At 40.1% G+C, this 24,386-nt stretch carries 21 protein-coding genes; 18 read left to right on the top strand and 3 right to left on the bottom strand.

Going from position 1 to position 24,386, the window contains the following annotated elements; all coding sequences use genetic code 11:
* The first annotated feature begins 329 nt into the window (after positions 1–329).
* From Q0A12_RS13045 to Q0A12_RS12995, 11 genes are all read left to right on the top strand, one after another.
* Complete coding sequence (locus Q0A12_RS13045; protein ID WP_291293074.1) at positions 330–1,184, top strand: phosphate ABC transporter substrate-binding protein PstS; 855 nt, start codon at positions 330–332, stop codon at positions 1,182–1,184.
* A 118-nt stretch (positions 1,185–1,302) separates the two neighbouring features.
* The gene (pstC, locus tag Q0A12_RS13040; RefSeq protein ID WP_291293073.1) at positions 1,303–2,223 is read left to right on the top strand and encodes a phosphate ABC transporter permease subunit PstC; all 921 of its coding nucleotides are present in this window, start codon (positions 1,303–1,305) and stop codon (positions 2,221–2,223) included.
* Positions 2,223–3,107 carry a phosphate ABC transporter permease PstA gene (pstA, locus tag Q0A12_RS13035; protein WP_291293072.1) on the top strand — a complete coding sequence of 295 codons (885 nt, stop codon included), beginning with the start codon at positions 2,223–2,225 and terminating at the stop codon, positions 3,105–3,107. Before pstC ends, pstA begins: the two co-directional genes overlap by 1 nt.
* 13 nt (positions 3,108–3,120) lie before the next feature.
* Positions 3,121–3,927 carry a phosphate ABC transporter ATP-binding protein PstB gene (gene pstB, locus Q0A12_RS13030; RefSeq protein WP_291293071.1) on the top strand — a complete coding sequence of 269 codons (807 nt, stop codon included), beginning with the start codon at positions 3,121–3,123 and terminating at the stop codon, positions 3,925–3,927.
* A 31-nt stretch (positions 3,928–3,958) separates the two neighbouring features.
* Positions 3,959–4,717 carry a phosphate ABC transporter ATP-binding protein PstB gene (pstB, locus tag Q0A12_RS13025; RefSeq protein WP_291293070.1) on the top strand — a complete coding sequence of 253 codons (759 nt, stop codon included), beginning with the start codon at positions 3,959–3,961 and terminating at the stop codon, positions 4,715–4,717.
* Positions 4,718–4,729: 12 nt separating this feature from the next.
* On the top strand, positions 4,730–5,407 hold the full coding sequence (phoU, locus tag Q0A12_RS13020) for a phosphate signaling complex protein PhoU (RefSeq protein WP_291293069.1): 678 nt from the start codon (positions 4,730–4,732) through the stop codon (positions 5,405–5,407).
* Between the two features lie 376 nt (positions 5,408–5,783).
* Complete coding sequence (liaX, locus tag Q0A12_RS13015; protein WP_291293068.1) at positions 5,784–7,352, top strand: daptomycin-sensing surface protein LiaX; 1,569 nt, start codon at positions 5,784–5,786, stop codon at positions 7,350–7,352.
* Positions 7,353–7,403: 51 nt separating this feature from the next.
* Positions 7,404–7,709 (top strand): PspC domain-containing protein, encoded by a 306-nt coding sequence (locus Q0A12_RS13010; RefSeq protein ID WP_291293067.1) that lies wholly within the window; start codon positions 7,404–7,406, stop codon positions 7,707–7,709.
* Complete coding sequence (locus Q0A12_RS13005; protein ID WP_291293066.1) at positions 7,709–8,068, top strand: phage holin family protein; 360 nt, start codon at positions 7,709–7,711, stop codon at positions 8,066–8,068. Before Q0A12_RS13010 ends, Q0A12_RS13005 begins: the two co-directional genes overlap by 1 nt.
* Before the next feature lie 611 nt (positions 8,069–8,679).
* Positions 8,680–9,405, top strand: coding sequence for a LytTR family DNA-binding domain-containing protein (locus Q0A12_RS13000; RefSeq protein ID WP_291293065.1), 726 nt, complete (start codon positions 8,680–8,682; stop codon positions 9,403–9,405).
* Between the two features lie 28 nt (positions 9,406–9,433).
* The gene (locus Q0A12_RS12995) at positions 9,434–14,428 is read left to right on the top strand and encodes a bacterial Ig-like domain-containing protein (protein ID WP_291293064.1); all 4,995 of its coding nucleotides are present in this window, start codon (positions 9,434–9,436) and stop codon (positions 14,426–14,428) included.
* 217 nt (positions 14,429–14,645) lie between these two features.
* Here the strand turns inward: Q0A12_RS12995 and Q0A12_RS12990 are convergent, their stop codons facing one another.
* On the bottom strand, positions 14,646–16,346 hold the full coding sequence (locus tag Q0A12_RS12990; protein ID WP_291293063.1) for a M3 family oligoendopeptidase: 1,701 nt from the start codon (positions 16,344–16,346) through the stop codon (positions 14,646–14,648).
* Positions 16,347–16,507: 161 nt separating this feature from the next.
* On the opposite strand from Q0A12_RS12990, the gene hprK reads away from it, so the two are divergent.
* The 6 genes from hprK (at position 16,508) to Q0A12_RS12960 (ending at position 21,616) form a co-directional block, all read left to right on the top strand.
* Positions 16,508–17,443, top strand: a complete 936-nt coding sequence (hprK, locus tag Q0A12_RS12985; protein WP_291293062.1) for an HPr(Ser) kinase/phosphatase — start codon at positions 16,508–16,510, stop codon at positions 17,441–17,443.
* 15 nt (positions 17,444–17,458) lie between these two features.
* Positions 17,459–18,289, top strand: a complete 831-nt coding sequence (gene lgt, locus Q0A12_RS12980) for a prolipoprotein diacylglyceryl transferase (RefSeq protein WP_291293061.1) — start codon at positions 17,459–17,461, stop codon at positions 18,287–18,289.
* Between the two features lie 74 nt (positions 18,290–18,363).
* Entirely contained in the window at positions 18,364–19,386 is a 1,023-nt protein-coding gene (locus tag Q0A12_RS12975; protein ID WP_291293060.1) for an NAD(P)H-dependent glycerol-3-phosphate dehydrogenase, read from the top strand.
* Between the two features lie 18 nt (positions 19,387–19,404).
* Positions 19,405–20,325 (top strand): UTP--glucose-1-phosphate uridylyltransferase GalU, encoded by a 921-nt coding sequence (gene galU / locus Q0A12_RS12970; RefSeq protein WP_291293059.1) that lies wholly within the window; start codon positions 19,405–19,407, stop codon positions 20,323–20,325.
* Positions 20,326–20,495: 170 nt separating this feature from the next.
* Positions 20,496–20,921 (top strand): DUF948 domain-containing protein, encoded by a 426-nt coding sequence (locus Q0A12_RS12965; protein WP_291293058.1) that lies wholly within the window; start codon positions 20,496–20,498, stop codon positions 20,919–20,921.
* 14 nt (positions 20,922–20,935) lie between these two features.
* A complete protein-coding gene (locus tag Q0A12_RS12960) occupies positions 20,936–21,616 on the top strand; it encodes a YtxH domain-containing protein (RefSeq protein ID WP_291293057.1) in 681 nt (226 codons plus the stop codon).
* 301 nt (positions 21,617–21,917) lie between these two features.
* Here Q0A12_RS12960 and Q0A12_RS12955 read toward each other — a convergent pair whose 3' ends face one another.
* Together Q0A12_RS12955 and Q0A12_RS12950 are read right to left on the bottom strand one after the other, a co-directional pair.
* Complete coding sequence (locus Q0A12_RS12955) at positions 21,918–22,790, bottom strand: NAD-dependent epimerase/dehydratase family protein (protein WP_291293056.1); 873 nt, start codon at positions 22,788–22,790, stop codon at positions 21,918–21,920.
* A gap of 15 nt (positions 22,791–22,805) precedes the next feature.
* On the bottom strand, positions 22,806–23,906 hold the full coding sequence (locus tag Q0A12_RS12950; protein ID WP_291293055.1) for a Xaa-Pro peptidase family protein: 1,101 nt from the start codon (positions 23,904–23,906) through the stop codon (positions 22,806–22,808).
* Between the two features lie 195 nt (positions 23,907–24,101).
* Here Q0A12_RS12950 and Q0A12_RS12945 point away from each other — a divergent pair.
* On the top strand, positions 24,102–24,386 hold a 285-nt coding region (locus Q0A12_RS12945; RefSeq protein ID WP_291293054.1), incomplete at its 3' end, for a LacI family DNA-binding transcriptional regulator.

Genomic DNA, 24,386 nt, shown 5'->3' with positions numbered 1-24,386 from the left:
TTGGGGAAATGTTGATGAAATCACGAAAACGTCGAACATAATTCAGGGCAATTCTTGATTGGGGAAGCAAGAAAGGTTATTATGTTCTTTTAATAATTGTTTTCTTATCCAGTATATCACAGGAGGAATTGACAATATAGTTATTTTTTCTAATTGAAAAAAATTTTTAATTTTAGAATTTTAGTTATTTTCTGTAAGTATTTTCTAGGAAAGGAGTAAATTTTTGAGCATAGTAGGAAATATTAGCAAATAATAATTTTCAACAATTTCATAAAATGGTAAAATGGAAATAATTGTATTTAACTTTCAAGAGAACAAGGAGCGTTATCATGAAAAAATTGAAATTTTTGGGACCAGTTTTAGGCTTGGTCATTCTTTTATCCGGCTGTGCAAAGTGGATTGATCAAGGAGAATCAATTACTGCTGTAGGCTCTTCCGCACTGCAACCATTAGTAGAGACTGTGGCAGAAGAATTCCAAAACGAAAATCCTGGCAGATTTATCAACGTCCAAGGTGGCGGTAGTGGTACTGGATTGAGTCAAGTGCAGGCGGGGGCTGTCGAAATCGGTAATTCAGATCTTTTTGCAGAAGAGAAATCAGGAATTGATGCCGATGCACTTGTGGATCATAAAGTAGCAGTTGTTGGCATTACGCCGATTGTAAATAAAAATGTCGGTGTTTCTGATATCTCTACAGAAAATTTACGTAAGATTTTCTTAGGTGAGATCACCAACTGGAAAGAAGTAGGGGGGAATGATCAAAAAATCGTTCTGCTGAACCGTGCAGCAGGTAGCGGAACCCGGGGAACTTTTGAAAAATGGATCATGGATGGAGAAACAGCGATTCCATCCCAAGAGCAAGATTCCAGCGGTATGGTGCGTTCGATCGTTTCCGATACCCCTGGGGCAATTAGTTATGTTGCCTTTTCTTATGTAACGGACGACGTCAACGTTCTTTCCATTGATGGTGTGGCGCCAACTGATGAAAATGTCACTACAAATGACTGGAAAGTCTGGGCGTACGAACATATGTATACAAATGGTGAACCGGAAGCACTGACAGCGGAATTTCTTGAGTATATTCTTTCGGATGAAGTGCAAGAACATATTGTAGGGGATCTTGGTTATATCCCTATTTCAAAAATGCAAATTGAGCGGGACGCGGAAGGAAACGTCATCGAGTAATCTTTACACAAAATTTACAAAGTTGGCGAAAAATTTACAAAAGGTTTAACTGAAATTGATGTTCGAGCGATAAACTAATATTTGTGAATTTAGTTTGATTTTTGAGGAGGAATCCCTCGTGGAAAATGTAAAAGAAGTGTTAACGAAAAAGTCTAAGCGAGCAAGAATGGAGCAGCGGGGAAGGCTCATTAGTTTTCTTTGTATCGCATTGATCGTTTTGGTTGTGATCTCAATTTTCTATTTTGTAGCAAGTCGTGGACTGGCCACGTTTTTCGTTGATAAAGTAAATGTATTTGATTTCTTATTTGGTACCCAATGGAACCCTAGCGCTGTTGGACCAGACGGACAGCCGCTTGTCGGCGCATTGCCGATGATCATTGGCTCCTTTGTCGTCACTTTCTTATCAGCAATCATCGCTACGCCATTTGCGATTGGTGCGGCTGTCTTTATGGTAGAGATTTCCCCTAAAAATGGTGAGAAAATTTTACAACCCGTTATTGAATTATTGGTGGGTATTCCTTCTGTCGTTTATGGTTTTATCGGGCTATCTGTGATCGTGCCAGCTGTTCGTTCTGTTTTTGGCGGTACAGGTTTCGGGATCTTGGCAGGAACATTCGTCCTTTTCATCATGATTTTACCGACAGTGACAACCATGACTGTCGATGCCTTGAGAGCAGTCCCAAGACATTATCGTGAAGCTTCACTTGCTCTTGGTGCAACCAGATGGCAAACGATTTACAAAGTTGTCTTGCGGGCAGCAGTTCCCGGAATTTTGACAGCAGTTGTTTTTGGGATGGCTCGGGCTTTTGGTGAAGCTTTGGCGATCCAAATGGTAATTGGGAATGCGGCATTGATGCCATCTAGTTTGGTCACCCCAGCTTCCACTCTAACATCGATTCTAACAATGGGAATCGGAAATACGATCATGGGAACTGTTGAAAATAACGTGCTGTGGTCATTAGCGTTGATCTTGTTATTGATGTCATTATTATTCAATGTTGTGATTCGATTGATTGGTAAGAAAGGAGCGTTGAAATAATGAATGCGAAACGCTCAGATAAAATCGCTACCGGCGTCCTTTATACGGTAGCAGGAATCATTGTTTTGATTTTAGCTTCTTTATTGCTGTATATTCTAGTCCGAGGAATTCCTCATATTAGTTGGGAATTTTTGACTTCTCCTTCTAAAGCGTACCAAGAAGGCGGAGGAATTGGGATTCAGCTATTCAACTCATTGTATCTGTTATTGGTTACAATGATTATTAGTTTCCCAATTTCGTTAGGTGCTGGGATTTATTTATCGGAATATGCGAAGAAAAATTGGTTTACAGATGTGGTAAGAACGTCGATTGAGATTCTTAGTTCATTGCCTTCAGTGGTTGTCGGACTTTTTGGTTTCTTAGTCTTTGTTATTCAATTCGGCTATGGTTTCTCGATTATTTCCGGGGCGTTAGCATTAACCTTTTTCAATTTGCCTTTACTCACTAGAAACGTGGAAGAATCGCTGCAGGCCATTCATTATACACAACGAGAAGCTGGCTTATCATTAGGCTTGTCCCGCTGGGAAACAGTTACCCGAATCATCGTTCCAGAAGCAACTCCGGGAATCTTGACCGGTGTCATCTTGAGTTCAGGACGTATTTTTGGAGAGGCCGCTGCATTGATCTATACTGCCGGACAAAGTGCTCCAGCATTAGATTTTTCAAATTGGAACCCGCTGAGTGTTTCCAGCCCGATCAGCATTTTCCGACAAGCGGAAACATTGGCTGTCCATATCTGGAAAGTCAATACAGAAGGAACGATGCCTGATGGGATGCAAGTCTCAGCAGGTGCTTCAGCAGTCTTGATCATCGCTGTTCTATTGTTTAACTTTGGCGCTCGCGCAGTCGGTAAACGATTGTATAAGAAAATGACGTCAGCATAAGGAGAATAACTGTATGAATGATTATAATTGGGAAGAACGGAATATCATTACCTTTGATCGACCAGAAGACGTCGCTCTTTACACAAATGATCTGCACGTATGGTATGGAACGAATGAAGCCATCAAAGGAATTGATCTGCAATTTGAAAAAAATAAAATCACTGCTTTGATTGGACCGTCTGGTTGCGGAAAATCGACCTATCTCCGTTCATTGAATCGCATGAACGACGGTATTGCCAATACGAAAGTCACGGGACAAATTATGTACAAAGGTGTCGATGTCAACACCAAAGAAGTCGATGTCTATGAAATGCGTAAACGGATCGGCATGGTTTTCCAGCGTCCAAATCCTTTTAGTAAATCGATCTATGACAATATTGCCTTTGCTTTGCGTCGTCATGGCGAAAAGGACAAGAAAAAATTAGACGAGATCGTTGAAACAAGTTTGAAACAAGCCGCTTTGTGGGATCAAGTCAAAGACAGTTTGGATAAAAGTGCCCTTGCATTGTCTGGGGGACAACAACAACGTCTGTGTATTGCTCGTGCCATTGCTATGAAACCAGATATTTTACTTTTGGATGAACCAGCAAGTGCACTTGATCCAATTTCAACCGGAACGGTTGAAGAAACATTGGTCAACTTAAAGCAAGATTATTCCATCATTATCGTGACGCATAATATGCAACAGGCTGCACGGATCAGTGACTATACCGCATTCTTTTATTTGGGAAATGCGATTGAATATGATCACACACGAAAAATATTTACACGTCCTAAGATCCAAGCAACAGAAGATTATGTATCAGGTCACTTTGGCTAATCTGATCCGATCAGTAAACGGAGGCTAAGAAATGGCAGAAGAAATTATCACATCAAAAGATCTGCATTTGTATTATGGAAAAAAAGAAGCACTTAAAGGAATCGATCTTTCCATCAACAAAGGAGAAATCACCGCAATGATTGGACCTTCTGGTTGTGGCAAATCGACGTATCTTCGTTCGTTGAATCGGATGAACGATCTGATTCCCGGCGTCACGATTACAGGAAGTGTCGTCTATAAAGGGAAAGATATCTACAGTCCCAAACAAGATACAGTAGATTTACGGAAAGAAATCGGCATGGTTTTCCAACAACCAAATCCTTTTCCTTTTTCAATTTACGAAAACGTTATTTATGGGTTAAAATTAAAGGGTGTCAAAGACAAAGAGATTCTCGATAAAACAGTGGAAGAAAGTTTGAAAGCTGCCTCAGTCTGGGAGGATGTCAAAGATAAGCTTCATCAAAGTGCGCTTTCTTTGTCTGGTGGTCAGCAACAGCGGGTCTGTATTGCCCGGGTATTGGCTGTCGATCCGGAAATCATTTTATTAGATGAGCCAACGAGTGCGTTGGATCCTATATCATCAGGTAAAATCGAAAACACCCTTTTAGCACTGAAAGAACGCTACACAATGATCATTGTGACTCATAACATGTCTCAAGCTTCAAGAATCTCTGACAAAACAGCCTTCTTCTTAGACGGCAACTTGATCGAATTCAATGATACCAAGAAAGTATTCTTGAGTCCGAAAGAGAAAGAAACGGAAGACTATATTTCAGGAAGATTTGGTTAGGAGGAAAAAGCAATGTTGCGTACACAATTTGAAGAAGAATTACTGAATCTTCATAATCAATTTTATGAAATGGGGATGCTTGTAAGTAATGCGATCCATAAATCTGTTCGTGCGTATGTGAAGCATGATAAAGGAATCGCGCAAGAAGTCATTGAGAATGATGAAGCAATTAACAATATGGAAGTGCGATTAGAGAAAAAAAGTTTTGAAATGATTGCATTACAACAGCCTGTGACCACTGATTTGCGAATGATCATTACGGTGATGAAAGCCAGTTCAGATTTAGAACGTATGGGCGATCACGCAGTATCTATTGCAAAGTCGACGATTCGTGTCAAAGGAGAAACTCGGATTGCGGAGATCGAAAAAGAAATTTCCGATATGTCTGACTATGTCAAAAAAATGGTGGACAATGTTTTGGTCGCTTATGTAAAAACAGACCAAGAAGACGCTCGGATGATTGCGCAAATGGATGAGCGTGTCAACGAATTCTATAAGGATATCTATTACAAAACAATTGAAAGTATGAAGGCCAATCCTGAGACAGTAGTCAGTGGTACCGACTATCTTTCAGTTGCTCAATACCTTGAAAGAATCGGAGACTATGTGACTAATATTTGTGAGTGGATCGTTTACTTAGCTACTGGTAAAATCAGTGAGTTAAATACCAATCGCACAGAAATGATCTAATGAATATTCCTTTGTCTCAGAAGTAATGATTCATTGCTGTGTTTCATTGTGACTTGTACTATACTATAGAGGGGGAAATAGTTTACCTAGAGCTATGGATTCTTGGGAAACTATTGAATAAGTTTGCGGATCTTCTTCCGCTAGCTGCCTCAGCTATAGTATATTTTTTTGCTTTTCGATTTTGAGCAATTGGCATTTTGTTTAGAAAAGGGTTCTTTTTTACTTTAATACTGTGTTGTGGCATGATTTTTTTTGAAAGAACTTCGGATTGATAAAAACTTGGTACTTTAGACCTATGACAGTTTCCAGAAAAACAGGCATAATATGTTCGTAAGCTAAACTTGCAAACAAAAATTTGCTGAAGGAGGCAATTTCCATGAACGAAAGAGAACGTGTATTGGATTTAGTGAAAAAAGGTGTGCTTTCTACAGAAGAAGCATTGGATTTGCTTGAAGGAATGGCAAAAGCCAAAGATGAGAATCAAATCAACAAAGCTGCAGCTGAAGTATCTGCTGATAAGACAAATAATGACTTTTTTGTAGAAGTTGAAAAAAACCACGAAAAAGAAGAAGCTTCTTTTGATGGGGAAGAAAAACTACGACAAAATGAAGCGCAAGATAAAGAAAATCTTGAAAAAATTTTGGATGAATTGGCGACTGAGGCAAATCAAGCTTCTGCTGAATTAGATGAAATCAATGTAGAAATTCAAGGTGTGAAAGCAGAACTGAAAGAAGCACAAGAAGTTCTCATGCAGTTGAATACGAAAGAAGAATTGGATCAGTTATCTGAAGAAGAATTGGCAACCCGTCATGAAACGGAAGCGACGATTGGTTCTCTAGAAGATTCACTTGATCGCTTGAGTGAAGAAAAAGCGACATTAGATGCGAAACTAAAAAATATTCGCAAAGACCAATGGTCACAAACCAAAGAAAAAATTAGTCAAAAATTAGATATTCCAGATGACTGGAAAGAGCAAGCAACAGATACATTCACTCAAGTCAGTGAAAAAATGGTTGATGCAGGAACTCAATTTGGTCAATTCTTGAAAAAAACCGTTCGTGCTGTATCTGAATCAGTGAATGACAACATGGAATGGAAAGATATCAACTTGAAAGTTCCTGGCGTTGCAGCAACGAAATTTGAGCATACTTTTGAATATGCTGAAACAGAAGCGACACTGATCGATGTGAAATTAGCGAACGGAAATGTTGAATTCCGCTTGTGGGATGAACCAGGTGTGAAAGTCGACGCGAAAATCAAGCTTTATGGTAAAATGGACGCGGCTACACCTTTTGATGCATTCGATGCCCGAAGCCAAATTGATGTGGACGATGAACGTATTTCCTTCCAAATTCCGAACAAACGTATCCGTGCGGACTTGGTCTTCTATCTACCAACTCGTACCTATGATCACGTTGCAGTGAAATTGTTGAATGGGAATGTAACGTTTACCGAATTAGTGGCAAAAGATGTCTATACGAAATCTACCAATGGTACGATCGATTTCCGCAAAGTAGATGCTACGATGTTGGAAATTGAAGGTGTGAATGGTAACATCTTAGTTCAAGAAGGCGATATTCTTGATGCAATCATTGAAACTGTCAATGGGGATGTTACACTTACAGCAACACCGCAAAACACAGGAATCTCACTAGTGAACGGTAATATCCGTGTCACCTACAAAGAAGATCGGGTACAAAAATTGAATGCCAGCTCAGTTAACGGAAATGTTAAAGTAGCTTTACCACAATCTGTTGGTTTTGAAGGCTTGGCAAAAACCAGCTTGGGCAGTATCAATCAACGATTGAGCGACTTTGAGATCGTACGTGAGAAAAAAGAACGGATGAATCAGTTGCTGCAATTCCGTCGGGTAGCCGATAAAGTAGCTCAAGTCGATCTTTCTACGACGACTGGGAATGTTTTTATCAAAGACACAGAACAATAATCTGATTCCATCAGATCTATCGATAGATTGTCAGAAGGAAGGTGAAGGTAAATGAACAAACGATTAACGAAATCAACCAACAATGTAGTGATTACAGGTACTTTGGGAGGTTTAGCAGAATACTTGGGAATTGATCCAACGATCATCCGTGTGATCTATGTCTTTCTATCATTAGTAACTGCTGGATTCCCTGGGATCACCCTTTATGTCATCATGGCAATCTTGATCCCTTCTGGACGCAAGAGCTCTGGTGGATATGGACATAATAATCAATACTACAATGCGAACAAAAAAGAAACAAATCGTCCGCGCAAAGAAGCAGATAAAGTGGAGGATGAGGACTGGAGTGACTTCTAATGTCCTACTTTCAACGATTGATAATGAATACACTCACCTTTGTTGCACTGGCAGTACTGCTACCAAACATGGTCCATGTTCGTAGTATTGTGATGGCATTAGTTGCCAGCTTTGTTCTTTCCATTTTAAATGCATTGATCAAACCAATCTTGAGTATTATCTCATTTCCGTTGACGCTGTTGACATTTGGGCTTTTCAGTTTTGTGATCAATGCGCTGATGCTAAATTTGACCTCAACTTTTGTTGGCGCAGCTAACTTTGGTTTTTCCTCATTTGGCGCAGCAATTTTGGTGGCTTTGATCATGTCAGTGATCAACATGATTGTGACAGAACACAATATTGAAAAATATACGAGATAAAAACATCCACACATTCTTGAGACATAAGTAATTATGTTGAAGGAATGGGGGGTGTTTTTTTTGTTTTTTTATAACAACTAGCTATGTGAACAAACAAGTTGATGCGATGAGAAAAGAAAATCCGTGGATCTTTTTCCTACCTCCTTAAGAAACGGCGGACACGTCTAATGGATGTAGCAATTAGCTTTTTTTTGTCATGTTCACCTAGGCGTGTCATGTTAAATTAAGTAGAAAAATTTGTGAAAGTATTTTTTTATGAATGTCAAAAGTTATTTTAAAAAAATCAGAGGTTTTGAAAGAGATGATACTTTGAAAAGGAATAGGTGAAATACTTGTGGCAACGTTTTGCATTGAGAATAGCAACTCAGTCTAGCTAATAACTGCTCAACCAAACCAAATAGTCTAATCTACTAAAGTTCTCATACTTGAGCCATATTCTAGAATCACTAAACACTTATTAAATCCAACATGACTAGCCATGGGACTAGGTACGATTGTTCTTAAATCCGCTTAAGTTTTTGCACAAAGGTTCTTTTAATGCGTCTGAAAGGGCAGGCGAGCATTTTTGATTAATAATACAATTAAAAATGATGTAAAAAAGGAGAACTTAAATGTCTGCAAATTTAAGCAAGTTTGCTGTTTATGTAGTAGATGATAATTTTTTTAATGGAAATTTGATAAAAAAAGCGATCCAAGAATGCCAACTTCCTTATTCTTCAGTAGAAATTTTCCTGCCGGATCAATTTGAACATTTTATTCATGAGCGATCTACTGATGTCAATGATTTATTCTTTTTTTCTACTGATATGAAAGGCTACGATCGAAGTTTTCATCTCGCAAGATGGCTAAGAAATCAATGTAAAAAGTGTCAAATAGCTTTTTATGGAATAGATGCTTCAAAGATACAGATGAGGAAAATGAATCTTTTGTGTTCATTAGGGATCATCGATACAAAAGAAACCTTCAAACATCAGCTAAGAAATTTATTAATTGAAGCAATCGAAATAAAGCAATCATTTTTAGGTAAAAGGCATTTGTTAAAACTTGAAAACAAACGGGAGTTGATCGTAATGGATGCAGAATCAATCAACTATATCACAACAGTCAAAGAAGAGCGTAATCAAATTGTTTTTCATCAAAAGAAGTCGATCGAGTACATTGAGATGTCCTTGAAAGTTATCAAGCAAATGGACCTACCTGCTTATTTTAAAGTGTTTAAATCCTACATTATCAACACAGGGCAAATTAGGAAAATTGATCGAACGAACGATGTGCTCTTTTTTTTTAGCGGTGAAGAATTAGAAGTCGGCAAAAAAATAAGAAAAGCGATTGGTTAAAAATACATATTTAAGTTGGAGGAGAAAAATGAAAAAAATCACTAAAAAAATTAGTCAAAGTATGGTTGTACTTACATTAGGTTTTACTCAAATCATCACACCGGCATTGGCGATTGCTGAAACATCTGAGACGAATCAAACCGCTGAAACAACTAGCAAAGCAGAAAATGAGAAAAATCTTGACATTGCTTCCTCTGAAATTGAAGCTTCCTCAGCTACATCAAGTAGTAAAGAAGAAGTGACTGCTTCCTCCAGTGAAAAGACTGGGACCGATCACAGGGAGAAAACGTCAAGTATCAAAGATTCCAGTGTTGAAGAACCAGAAACCAAAACTACCGATTCTTCTTCCAATTCAAAAGCAGATAAGAAAGAAAACGCTTCTCGTGCCAATCGACAAATAACGGCGCAAGAACTTTTGAAAAAGGGAACACTGCTTACGATGGCTGATGAAGAATACAGTCAAACACAGGAAACAAGAGTACCGAATAATACACCAGTTAAACTAAAACTGGATTTTGAAATTATTGACGAAGATTACTTGGCTGGAACATCCGTTGTCTTTCGCTTGCCGGACACCCTTGGGTTTTCCGATACTCAAGGGACGATCCAAGGCATCGATGCAACTTGGCAAGTAGACAGTACCAATCGTCAAGTAACGATTACGTTTAACCAAGCTATTCACGATGCAACATTCTCCCTTGAATTAAAGAGTTATCTTTATTCAGAGAGTACTCCGCAAATCAAAGTGACGATTGATGATCTGAATCAAACCAGTTATGCAATTGATCTTTATGAAGATGTGGAATCATTGAAGTACGAGGAACAAAAAAACATTTTCGGTCTAGATGGTACAGTCTATTATAATTTAGACCGCAAACTCTCGGGAACGGAAACACTCTCTTTGCAACTTATGGACACCCCAGGAGCCGTTTTAAAAAAAGTAGAATCGCAACCGCTAAAGGTTTATAGCTATGATGTAGATATCAAAGGAAATATCAAGCCAGAAACGCAATCGGAGCTAGTCGCTGGCACAGATTATTCAATTACAGCAAATGAATTACAAAATACAGCAGTTGAAATCAAACAAATGGATCAGCAAAAGGCTTACGGTGTTGTCTATCAATTCACAATGAGCGTATCTGAACTTAGTGATTATCAGTATTCGTATTATAAGAATTATCCAACCACCGGTTTTGGGTCAGTAAATCTTAAACCCTCAGCTGGGGAATACCGTGGAATTTCTTTTGTGGCAAAAACGAGTCAATCTGAAAAGGAGATTTCAGCAAGATTTTATTCGGCTGTTGCTGCTGGAAATCTATATTCCAATGAAAAGGGATCCTACTATCTAACATTACATGCTATGCCAACTGAAATGAAAAAAGGACAGCAGATCACGATATCCGCTGAAAATGGACAGGAACTTACAGTGAAGCAACTAATGGCCAATGATGCTTTTTATCAAAATGTACCTTTAGACGAATACTTTCAAGTCGAAAATTCTAATGGTACGCTGACCTTGACGGCAATCAAAGACAGTAACTTAGCATTTTCCATGTTTCATCTTACAGTTCCTTTTGATCAAAAGGATATCATATTAAACGTTACGACACCGTTGATTCCCAACGAAAAATTCAAAGTGATTGGTGATGATTACGTACAACCAATCTCAGTTTTACATCCTGATTCAGCTGAGACGGCCTGGGGGAACTACAACCAAAATGGTGCCTATTCAAATGATACCTCAGTCAACGTTGAAGGAAGCACGACAAAACCTGTCGAAAATCTTAAAATCTTTGTCGAACATCCTGACTATTTGACGCTTAGAAAAGTACCAGAAGTGAATTACTATTACAAAATCGATCAAGATTATCGTATTGAGGAGGTTGAAGGAGGCACCCTAGTTACTTTTATTACGCCAATCAATCGCTCCATTCAATTTGATATTGGATTTAATTATGTGCCAAACAGTCTCCCTTCGACAACGCGGATCCCAGTAGATAAAATTCCGGTTAGCATTTCAGCGGATGGCTTGGATACTGTCGATACAACAGTTACCACTGGAAGAAAAAACTATTCAGAACAAACATTGCAAGGGAGCAAAAATCAATTTTTAGTCAATGCCCGGCAAGACACTATCAAAGACTTGAAGGTGGAAACACACATTCCAAAGAATACAGATGTCGTATTTTCCATTATCGATGTCTCCAATGATCAAGTGGAGGGAATATATCCTCAATACTGGGATCGGGGGCAATACGATACGCAAGTCATGAAAGAATCAGATCCGAATTATCCTACCATCACGCATGATGAAACTACAAATTATTACACGTTTGATTTTGGCACTACGGATCACCGGTATATTATTGCCTATAATTATGCGAATAGTTGGCAGGAAACGAACTCAATTCTGATACCGGGATTTGCTAAAGAACCACTGTATGGTAATCAACAAGGATCAGCAACAGTCACTGTCGCTAATACTGCAACAGACATTATCGGTATTAGCCAAAGTACGGTTATTAACGCAAAAAACGTAACCCAAGTCACTGTGAAAACGAAAAATATTGATGAGGGGACCAAAAAAGTTGTAAATCCAACCTTAACATTGAAATCGATTGGCAACACCAATGGTGAAATCGATCCAAACTCCATCAGAATCTCAAATGTTCCTGATGACAGTTATCAAGTAGAGAAAGTGAATGGTGAGATTCAGCTGGTTTTTGCTGACTATGTGCTTAAGAAAAACGTGGAGATCAGCTATACCGTTCTTTCTCAAAATGCCGGTCAAATCTCTGCGTCAGCCACCATCTCATCCGAGACGATTGATACATTGTCCGAAGCAAAGCGCACCGCGACATCCACTGTCGCAAATCTGCAATTTTCAGCAGGTGATTCAGAAGGGGTTATCTATAAAACATCAGCTTTGCTTGATGTTTTTGATACAGAAATGCCAACAAAAAAGATTGCCGGGGTTTCATTAATGTTGATCAATCAGTTGACTGGAACTGTGATCAACACCACCACTGATCAAGTAGGCGAGTCGCAGTTGACAGATATTTATACAGGAAAATACAAGGTATACGTTTCAAAAGTCCCTGAAGGATATATTGTCCCAGAAGACATCCAATCGGGTATAGATGTTCAAATCAATCGAACGGGAAACCAGATATCTATTGGCATTACACCAGAAAAAGATTTATCCAGCATTTCAGTAAAAGACAGCACCTTGTATGTAGGAGACACATGGCAAGCCGAAGATAACTTTGTCTCTGCGACGGACAAACAAGGCAATAATGTATCGTTTTCAGAAGTAACTGTTAGCGGCGATGTCGATACTTCAAAAGCTGGTAGTTATCAAGTGACCTATACAAATGGAAACGCTAAGTCAGTGGCAACGATCACCGTCGTGTCTAATCAAGCAACCGTGGTAGCCAAAGATAGTACGCTCTATGTTGGTGATCAATGGCAGGCGGAGGATAACTTTGTATCCGCCACAGATAAAGATGGAAAAGCAGTATCACTCGCTGATGTAACCGTCACAGGTACGGTAGATACTACAATGCCTGGAAAATATGAAGTCAGCTACCGCAATGGAAAAGTCGAAGCAGTAGCGACTATCACAGTTTTAACAGATCAAACGAGTGTCAAAGCAAAAGACAGCACCTTGTATGTAGGAGACACATGGCAAGCCGAAGACAATTTTGTCTCTGCTACAGATAAAGATGGAAAATCATTGTCAATCGCTGATGTAACTGTTAGCGGCGATGTCGATACTTCAAAAGCAGGTAACTATCAAGTGACCTACAAAAATGGGAAAGCTGAGTCAGTGGCAACGATCACTGTCGTGACTGATCAAGCAACCGTGGTAGCCAAAGATAGTACGCTTTACGTTGGTGATCAATGGCAAGCCGAAGATAACTTTGTCTCTGCCACAGATAAAGATGGAAAAGCAGTATCATTCGCTGATGTAACCGTCGCAGGTACGGTAGACACTACAACGCCTGGAAAATATGAAGTCAGCTACCGCAATGGCAAAGTCGAAGCAGTAGCGACTATCACAGTTTTAACAGATCAAACGAGTGTCAAAGCAAAAGACAGCACATTATATGTAGGAGACACATGGCAAGCTGAAGACAACTTTGTTTCTGCTACAGATAAACAAGGCAATAATGTATCATTTTCAGAAGTAACTGTTAGCGGCGATGTTGATACTTCAAAAGCAGGTAACTATCAAGTGACCTATACAAATGGAAACGCCGAATCAGTGGCAACGATCACTGTCGTGACTGATCAAGCAACCGTGGTAGCCAAAGATAGTACGCTCTATGTAGGAGATTCGTGGCAGGCGGAAGATAACTTTGTCTCCGCCACAGATAAAGACGGAAAATCATTGTCATTCACTGATGTAATCGTCACAGGTACTGTAGACACTACAACGCCTGGGAAATATGAAGTCAGCTACCGCAATGGAAAAGTCGAAGCAGTAGCGACCATCACAGTTCTAGCAGATCAAACGAGTGTTGTTGTTAAGGATTCGGTGCTCTATGTTGGGGATCCATGGCAACCAGAAAACAATTTTGTTTCAGCAACGGATCGTGACGGCAATCCTCATGCATTTGAACAACTTCTTATTGAAGGCTCTGTGGATACTAACAAGGTCGGTACGTATCAAGTAAGCTATTCCCTTGTTTCAGATGATAAAGAAGCCAGTCCATCGCTGCTTGAACGCTTATTTGGGACAACCAAACAATTGGCTGTTACAGCTACGGCTACGATTCAAGTCATCGAAAAGCAACCAGCAACAGATGATGGGAAAAGTCCTCACAACAATCAAACAAAACCAGTTGTTCCAGAGCAAAACGATGGAAGTAAACCGATTAAAGCAACTGCTAAAGATCGCCATAAGCGTGTTTTGCCAAAAACTGGCTCGAGTGTTAATCCAGCTTATCCATTAGTGGGGCTTACATTCATAGGGATTGTTGTCGGCATAATCGTTAGAAGAAAGAAAAGAGCGAACTAAGTTATGAATAACATTGGATAACAATAACCATACAAAAAGCAGCGAGATTCCGCTGCTTTTTTGTTTTCCTATAACAGATCTTAGCTGCTAATTAAAAAATCATTTTTGCCGTAGGTTGTGGGCTACTTGCTGGCTGTCAATCGACTATATAAAGGACTGTAATGAAAAATGGAACGAAAAAACCATTAAAGGTTCCTTCGTTCCATGGACGAGTGGTCTATTTTAGTTGTTCTTCGGCGACAGCTGCTAAGTAATCGTCAACAGCTTTCAAAGTATCGTCCAAAGCGCCTTTTTCAAAAGGCGACCGTAAATTGGCAGTTTTTAGGATCTCTAGGAATGTTTGGGTTCCGCCAACTTGGCAAATGGCCAAGTAATCTTGCCAAGTAGTAGGATCTTGGGCTACGATCGAACGATACCAGAATTGAAAGGCGCAGACTTGCGCTAATGTATAGTCGATATAATAAAATGGCGACTCGAAAATATGGCCTTGTCTAAACCAGTAAAGTCCCCGGTCCAAATCAGGAAATTCGCTGTAGTCACGTTCAGGACAATAACGGCGCTCTAGCTCTCTCCAGCACGCTTTTCGTTGCTCGGGAGTCCAATCAGGATTTTCGTAGACTTCTTGTTGGAAGTGATCGACTAATACACCGTAGGGAAGAAATTGCACACTGCTAGCCAGATGCGCAAACTTGTATTTTTCAGTTTCTTCTTCAAAAAAGCGATCCATCCAAGGCCAGGCAAGAAATTCCATAGACATAGAATGAATTTCGCAGGACTCGTAATTTGGGAAAAGAATTTCTGGTTCCTTGATCCAACGGGATTGATACGCTTGAAAGGCATGACCAGCTTCGTGGGTCAAAACGTCTACATCACCAGAAGTCCCGTTGAAATTTGCAAAAATGAATGGGGATTGATACTCCTGAATAAAGGTGCAGTAGCCGCCGGATTGCTTGCCTTTTTTACTTAAAAGATCCAGCAGTTCGTGTTCCACCATAAAATCAAAGAATTCTCCGGTTTCTTGAGATAATTCTCGATACATGGTACGAGCTTTGTCTACTAATTCTTCTGCACTTCCTTTTGGTGTTGCATTCCCATTCGGATAAACGAGGGGCAGATCAGCGAAAGTAGCTTTGTTCAGCTGATTACGCTCTCTTTGCCGAGCGTAAAGCTTTTGAGTGATCGGCACCACTTTTTCTAAAATTTCTTGGCGATAGGTTTCAATCATTTTGCGGTCATAATCCCAGCGATTCATATGGACATCTGCAAAAGCAACATAATTTTCAAAGCCTAATTTATGAGCAATCTCGGTACGCACTTTGACCAATTCATCGTAGATCGAGTCAAATTTCGACTCATTGTCAGCAAAAAAAGCGGTTTGAACTTGGATTGCTTCCAAACGAATTTCACGATTTTTGTGTTCAGTAAAAGGACGTAGTTGGGCTAATGTATAGGTACTTCCTTGGAACGTCAGTTGAGCAGAAGCAATCAGTTTACCATAATCAGAAGTGAGCTGATTTTCTTTTTGGAAAAGTTCAATCAACGCTTCATCGAATAATTTTACCCGACTTTCAGCAAATAAAAAGAGTGTTTTTGGATAGATCGTTTTTAATTCTTCCAAAAGCGGAGAAGTCAATAGACAACGATAAAACTGAAAATCTAGTGATTCAAAATGCGGTTGATATTCATTCCAAAAAGCATCCTCCTCTTCATAGAAATGATCGGTCGTATCAATGGAATGGCGAATGGCTGCTAGATTGGCTGCGGTATCGATGGTTGCTCGCAAATGATTTAACGCATCAATTGCGGACTTGGCTGTTTCAAGAGTAGTTGCTTCCTCAAGGTTGTGTAACGCTTCCAAATAGTTTTGTTTATAAGAATCAAAATCTGGTCGTACGTAAGTATAGTCTGAAAATTTCAATTAAATCCCTCCTCTTTAGAAATAATAGCATAAAATAAAAAGAAATAGGGAGTTCCGATAACACGTGTAGTAACTTTTAAGATAGAATGATAAAATAGAGAAGAACAGTTTGCGAATGCAAAGCGACTGAAGAATCTATGGAGATGAAGAGAGGGACTACTATGACAGAAACCGTCAAGGTCAGTGAGTTGGCTGAAGCTTTGAACTTGGAAATCGTCCAAGGGGATGAAACAAGCTTGGAACGGACAATCATCACAGGAGATATTTCACGACCGGGATTAGAATTGACCGGCTATTTCAATTATTATTCCCATGATCGATTGCAATTATTTGGAAGTAAGGAAATCACATTTGCGGAACGCATGATGCCAGAAGAACGATTAATGGTCTTGCGTAAAATGTGTTCAGAGGATACACCAGGATTTATTGTCTCAAGAGGGCTTGAGATTCCAGATGAAATGATCCAAGCCTGTGGCGAACATAACATTGCCATTTTGCGTTCCCCTATTTCCACCTCACGCTTGTTAGGCGAACTTTCCAGCTATTTGGACGGACGCTTAGCGGCTCGTACAAGCGTCCATGGTGTTTTAGTGGATGTTTATGGATTGGGTGTGCTGATTCAAGGGGATAGTGGTATTGGGAAAAGTGAAACAGCGTTAGAATTGATTAAGCGAGGCCATCGTTTGATTGCTGACGATCGGGTAGACGTTTATAAACAGGATGAGCTGACATTGATTGGTGAACCTCCCAAAATTCTGCAACATCTGATTGAGATTCGTGGAATCGGGATCATTGATGTCATGAATCTGTTTGGCGCCAGTGCTGTTCGAGGCTATATGCAGGTTCAGCTTGCAGTTTATCTTGAAGCGTGGGCAAAAGATAAAAAATACGATCGCCTAGGAACGGACGATACGACTGTTCAAATTGGTGAAGTCGATATTCCACAAATCAAGATCCCCGTGAAAACTGGGCGCAATGTAGCCATTATTATCGAAGTTGCGGCCATGAATTTCCGGGCGAAAACGATGGGCTACGATGCAACGCAAACATTTGAAAATCGTTTGACACAGTTGATCGAAGAAAATTCTGGAAATTAGAGAGGATCTTTTTTTATGTTAGCTTTAGTAAATCGCGTGGCTTTTGAGCTGTTTGGTCTGCCAATCTATTGGTATGCGATCATCATTGTCTCTGGTGTCATTATTGCTATGTGGCTGAGTACCAGAGAAGCGGTCCGTGTTGGATTGAAAGCAGATGATGTAACAGATTTTATGTTGATTGGTCTACCCGTTTCAATCATCGGCGGAAGATTGTATTATGTTTTATTTGATTTAGAACCGTATTTGAAAGATCCTATTCAAATCTTCAATACCCGCTCAGGGGGATTAGCGATCTATGGCGCATTGATTGCTGGGGGAATCTGGCTGTATTTCTTTTGCCGACGCAACTTTATTTCACCAGTAACTTTTTTGGATATCGCGGCTCCAAGTGTTTTGTTAGCACAAGGGATCGGTCGCTGGGGCAACTTTATGAACCATGAAGCTCATGGAGCAGAAGTTAGTCGCTCATTTCTTGAAAGTCTCCATTTACCGAAGTTTATTATTGATAATATGAATATCGATGGTGCTTACCGGCAACCCACTTTCTTATATGAATCGGTTTGGAATGTCTTAGGGTTTATTGTTTTAATTGTCCTTCGAAAAAAGAAAGGACTGCTAAAAGAAGGGGAAGTTTTCTTGGGTTATCTGATCTGGTATGGTTTTGGCCGCTTCTTTATTGAAGGAATGAGAACAGACAGCTTATACTTGTTTGGACCTATCCGAGTATCTCAAGTGTTGTCAGCTGTGTTATTCTTCGGGGCGATCATTGTTTTGGTTTGGCGCCGTAAAAAAACAAAGGTCAAAGATTACAACCGTTCCTATGGAGAAAATGAATATGTAATCTAGCAGTTATTTTTCGACGGATATGGTAAAATAGTTAAGTGAAGTTTTATTGTAAATGAACAGAGGAGGTTTCCATCGTGAAACAAAAAATAGCCGTATTAGGCCCCGGTTCTTGGGGGACTGCGCTAGCGCAAGTATTATCCGAGAATGGACATGAAGTAAAAATCTGGGGCAACAATCCAGCTCAAATCGATGAAATCAATACGTACCATACGAATCGACATTACTTGCCGGATTTGAAGCTGCCGGAAAATATTTTAGGAGTGAAAGCTCTGGAAGAAGCGATCAGTGATGCAGACGCGATTCTTTTTGTTGTTCCTACCAAAGCGATTCGGGCTGTTGCCAAAGAATTTGCTGAAAAGGCAGCGAATCGTCCAGTAATCATTCATGCATCAAAAGGGTTGGAGCAAGGCAGCCATAAGCGAATATCTGAGATCTTGGCAGAAGAGATTCCAGAAGACAAACGCCAAGATATCGTCGTGTTATCTGGTCCTTCCCATGCGGAAGAAGTTGCTGTCCATGACATTACCACGATCACTGCTGCTTGCGAAAATGAAGCGTCAGCTAAATATGTACAAGAACTATTCATGAATGACTACTTCCGGATTTACACCAACAATGATGTCATTGGTGTAGAAACCGGAGCGGCACTAAAAAACATCATTGCCATTGGTGCTGGAGCCATCGCCGGTTTAGGCTTTGGTGATGATGCCAAAGCAGCGATCATGACCCGCGGATTAGCTGAAATCAGTCGGCTGGGGGTAGCCATGGGAGCGAACCCGTTAACATTTATTGGGTTGAGTGGTGTCGGTGATTTGATCGTGACCTGTACCAGTGTCCATTCACGAAATTGGCGTGCCGGTAATTTACTTGGCAAAGGCCATCGTTTGGAAGAAGTGTTAGAGAATATGGGAATGATCGTTGAAGGCGTATCAACCACCAAAGCAGCTCGTGAGCTAGCTACTGCATTACATGTTGAGATGCCGATCACTGAAACCATTTATTCTGTACTTTATGAAGGAAAAGCGATTGAACAAGCAGCCAAAGAAATCATGTTGAGAGACGGCAAAGAAGAAAACGAGTTTACACTTGAAAAGTAAGGATTAGGAGAGAGAGAAATGAATGTAAAAAAAGCAGTTATTCCAGCAGCAGGATTAGGGACACGTTTCTTACCGGCAACAAAAGCAATGGCGAAAGAAATGCTACCGATCGTTGACAAACCAACGATTCAATTTATTGTTGAAGAAGCTTTGCAATCAGGGATCGAGGATATTTTAATCGTTACCGGAAAAGCGAAACGTCCAATTGAAGACCATTTCGATGCGAATTTAGAGCTTGAAATGAATCTGCAAGAAAAAGGCAAAACAGAATTATTGAAATTAGTGGAAGAGACGACGGATGTGAATCTTCATTTTATCCGTCAATCCCATCCTAAAGGATTAGGACATGCTGTTTTACAAGCACGAGCTTTTGTAGGAAATGAACCCTTTGTGGTAATGCTTGGAGACGACTTGATGGAAGATGAGATCCCGTTGACTAAGCAGTTGATTGACGACTACGAAACGACCCATGCTTCAACGATTGCTGTCATGGATGTTCCCCATGAAGACACGTCAAAATATGGTATCATTGATCCTGGCATGCAAGTAGACAAAGGATTATACAATGTGAAAAACTTTGTTGAAAAACCTACGCCAGATAAAGCCCCTAGTGATTTGGCGATTATCGGACGTTATTTACTGACACCGGAAATTTTTGATATTTTGGCCAATCAGAAACCAGGAGCCGGCAATGAAATTCAATTGACGGACGCGATCGATACCTTGAATAAAACGCAACGGGTATTTGCTCGTCAATTTACTGGCAAACGTTATGATGTGGGTGACAAATTCGGCTTTTTAAAAACAAGTATCGAATATGGGTTGAAACATCCAGAAGTCAAAGATAGTCTCAAAGAATATTTGATCGAATTGAGCAAAGAACTAGTACCCGCTGAAAAAACAGTGTCACAACCAAAACCAGCAAAAGAAAACAAATAGTTAACAATGCCGAACAACCGTGCGAAGTCATCGTTGTTCGGCATTTTTCTGCTTTTGTATGAAAGCGGATAGCTTTTAGCAAAAAAAAACAAGTTTCTATTGTCTTTTATTTGTCGAACGACGTTTGAAATGCTATTCTTAATATATGTAAAAGGGGAAGGAGACATTTTATGACAGGAGGAGAAATTGCAGCACTGATTGCTGCGATTGCGTTCGTCGTACTTGTCGTTTTTGTTGTACGATTGTTGATGCAAGTTAGCAAAACGATGACCAAAGTAGATAAAACGGTGGAAGAAGCCAATACTACGATTCGGGTCATCACCCAAGATGTGGATATCCTTTCAAAGGAAGTGGAGGGATTATTGGTTAAGACCAATGAGTTGTTGCAAGACGTGAATGGTAAAGTTGCAACGATCGACCCACTTTTCACCGCTGTAGCTGATTTAAGTACCAGCGTCTCAGAGTTGAATACTTCAGGAAAGAACCTCGTCTCTCGAGTTGGTAACTTAGGGCGAACAACAGCAAAAGCAACAGTTGCTGGTAAAGTAGGTCAAACGGCAATGAAGTTTTTCAAAGATCGTAATAAACAAGAATAAGAGGAGGAATTTTAATGAGTAAAAAAGGTGGATTTCTATTAGGTGCAGTAATTGGTGGAACAGCAGCAGCAGTAGCAGCCTTGTTGTTAGCACCAGAATCAGGTAAAAATTTGCGAGATAAATTAGCTAAACAAGCAGATGATTTATTGGACAAAGCTTCTGATTATGGCGATATGGCTAAAGAAAAAAGTACAGATATAGTGGAAATCGCCAAAGATAAAGCCTCTAAACTTGGAGAACAGGCTTCAGGATTTACCGATTCCTTAACTGCAAAAGTAGATGATTTAAAAGATAACGCCGCTAGTTCCTCTAGCGACACAGTCGAAGAATTGAAAAAACAAGCAGGAGACCTATCTGAGCGTTTTAAAAAATCAGCGGATGAAGTCAAAAATTCTGCTGGTGACATTCGTGACGATGTGCAAGATACAACGGAAGACATCTTTATTGATGCGAAATCATCTGCAGCAGATATGAAAGATACGATTAAAGAAGGGGCAGAAGAAGCGAAACCAATCGTGGATGATGCGGCAAAAGAAACAAAATCAGCGACAAATGAATTGAAGCAGGAAGCAAATAAAAAAGCAGCTGATGTGAAAGAAACAGCAAAATCAGAAGCCAAAGATGCGAAAGATGATTTTAAAGAGGCCAAAGAAGAATTAAAAGATAAGATGGAAAAAAACAATCCAGAAGCATAATCTTTTTCTTTGCGCAACGAAGCAGCTTTTCACGTAAAGAATAAATGAGAAAACATCCGAAGGAAGATGGACTGGGACTTTGACATAAGTCATCATCCAACAAGTTAAACCGAATCATATGCTATTGCTATAGATTCCTCTGACTTTTGCGACGAGGAGCCACTGCACCGCAGGAGCAATACTATATAATGTTCGGATATGGTTACTTGTAGGAGACTTTTGTCAAAGCCCCCCTCGTGAATCATATGATCACAGAGGTAGTCATCATTCTTTCGGATGTCTTTTTGTTACCAGAGAAGATTCAGCTCTGGGCATTCTTTATTTCTTGATCGCAAAGTGCATAAATCCAATCAGATAGTTGAGAAAACTGAAAGCCATTTGCTTCAGCTAACGCTACATTGATGGAATAAGGGGGTGTCCCGTTGTATTTCCCAGCCTCGCCATCTGGAGACAAGAGTGGTTTTAGACCAGTTTTCTCTGAGACATAAGTGAAAATTTCTGCCAGTGAGATAGTGCCTTTGGCAGCAGCATTGACTGGACCTGTAAATGTATTGGTTCCTAAGAAGGCTAAGAACTTACCTGCTTCCTGAGAGTCGATAAAACTCATTTGGTGGGTAAGATTGTCAATGGACATGGCTTTTTGCTGACAAAGAGATTGAATATAAAAAGACAAACGCTTGGTATAGTCATCGATGCCTATCACATAAGGAAAGCGGACAAAGGCTGAATTTTGCGGATATTTTTGGCTTAAAATCTCTTCCACACTGCGTTTTCCTTCTGCATAATTCACTTGGTCATAAGTGACCAGGCGATAAGCTTGTGCGGTAGGGTCAAAATCCTGCTCAACTAGATTTTCATGGAATGTTGGATAAACAGACATCGAGCTAGTAACGATATAGCGTTCAGTGGTGACATGACGCATCAAAATGTCGATATCATTTGAGGTATAAGCGATATTGTCATAAATCACGTCATAGGTTTCTTTCGTCAAAACCGATTGGATACTTGTTTCATCTTCTCGGTCAAAAATCAATCGCTCAACGGAAGAACCGAAGGAGTCTGGTGTTTTTCCGCGTGTAGCAATCGTTACCTTCATTCCTTGGGCCAGCAGTTCATTGACAAGGTGCTTGCCAAAAAAGCGTGTCCCACCTAAAACCAATACATTTTTTGTCATAAGCCATCTCCTTTTTTATTGCACTACCAATAGGTCCTTAGCTGTTTTTGTAAACGGCACACAACCAGTTTCAGTGACATAGACACAATCTTCGATACGCACACCAACTTGTTCAGGAATGTAGATACCTGGTTCAATAGAGAAACACATGCCTTCTTCAATCACTAAGTCATTTCCAGTGATCAATGATGGAAATTCATGAACGGTGGTACCGATACCATGGCCTAAGCGGTGGTTGAAGTATTCGCCGTAGCCATAACTTTCGATGACCCCGCGAGCAATTTCATCCAGTTGTCCTGCAGTGATGCCTGGTTTGACAGCGGCTTGTGCCGTCAATTCCGCCTCAAGGACGATGTCATAGATTTTCCGTTGCAATTCAGTCGGTTCTTTGTAAGCAATCGTTCGAGTAGCATCGCTGCAATAACCATTCCAAATCACGCCTAAATCAAAGAGCACCAATTCGTTTGGCTTGATTTGCTGTTTACCCGGTACACCGTGAGGACTGGCGGCATTGGCACTAGCTAAAACGGTGGTATCAAAGGACATTTGAGAAACACCGCGCTTTTTCAGCTGGTACTCAATTTCTGCAACGATTTCCATCTCTGCTACGCCTTCTTTGACAGCAGAAAAACCAATCTCAAAGGCCACATCCGCCCAGTTACCGGCTTCCAATAATGTGTCGATTTCTGCAGCTGTTTTTGTTAACTGCATTTTTTGAATCATTGGTGTGACATCTAGTGAAAAATCAGTGCCAGGAAGGAGGCGATTCAATGCTTCATAACGTTCAACCGTTAGATCATTCTTCTCGAGCGCTAATCGCTGAACATGGTAACGAGATTCCAACTCTGAACAGATTTTTTTCCAAGGATCTTCACTATCTAAATAACCGATGACATCATATGGCCAACCGCTGTTTTTCGCTTCTTCGACTTCTAATGCTGGAGTAAAAAGGAAAGGATCATTGTCTGGGGAAAAGAAGAGTGCCAAGACGCGTTCATGGGGTTCACTCTTAAAACCGGAAAAATAAGCAATCGTTGAGGGGTTAGAAATATAAGCCGCCTCAGCTTGATTGCTAGCTAACCAAGTTGTCATTTCTTGTATTTTTTCTTTATTCATGAAAAAACCTTCTTTCAAGTATTCTTTTTCTATTTTAGCACGCTTTCCTGGAGAATGCTTGTCCGTAAATATGTAAAATTGACTAAGTTTTCATGAAAGCAGAATTAAAACGGTTGCATATTCGCAAAAAGTTTGCTATTCTATCAAAGAAATGTAAATAAGATTTTCTGAAAACAGAATAAAGGGAGATATATCATGGAAAAACAAACAATTACGATTTATGATGTTGCTCGTGAGGCAAATGTTTCGATGGCGACTGTTTCTCGTGTAGTGAACGGCAATCCAAATGTTAAGCCAGCGACACGCAAGAAGGTTCTGGAAGTCATTGATCGCTTAGATTATCGTCCAAATGCTGTTGCACGAGGATTGGCTAGCAAAAAAACAACTACAGTCGGTGTAATCATTCCCGATGTCAGCAATATGTTCTTTTCTTCATTGGCTCGTGGGATTGATGACGTGGCAACAATGTACAAATACAAC

It is taken from the genome of Enterococcus sp. (assembly GCF_022711995.1).
In the GTDB taxonomy this organism is placed as follows: Bacteria; Bacillota; Bacilli; order Lactobacillales; family Enterococcaceae; genus Enterococcus_D.
This window is presented reverse-complemented; position numbering and strand designations above follow the sequence as displayed.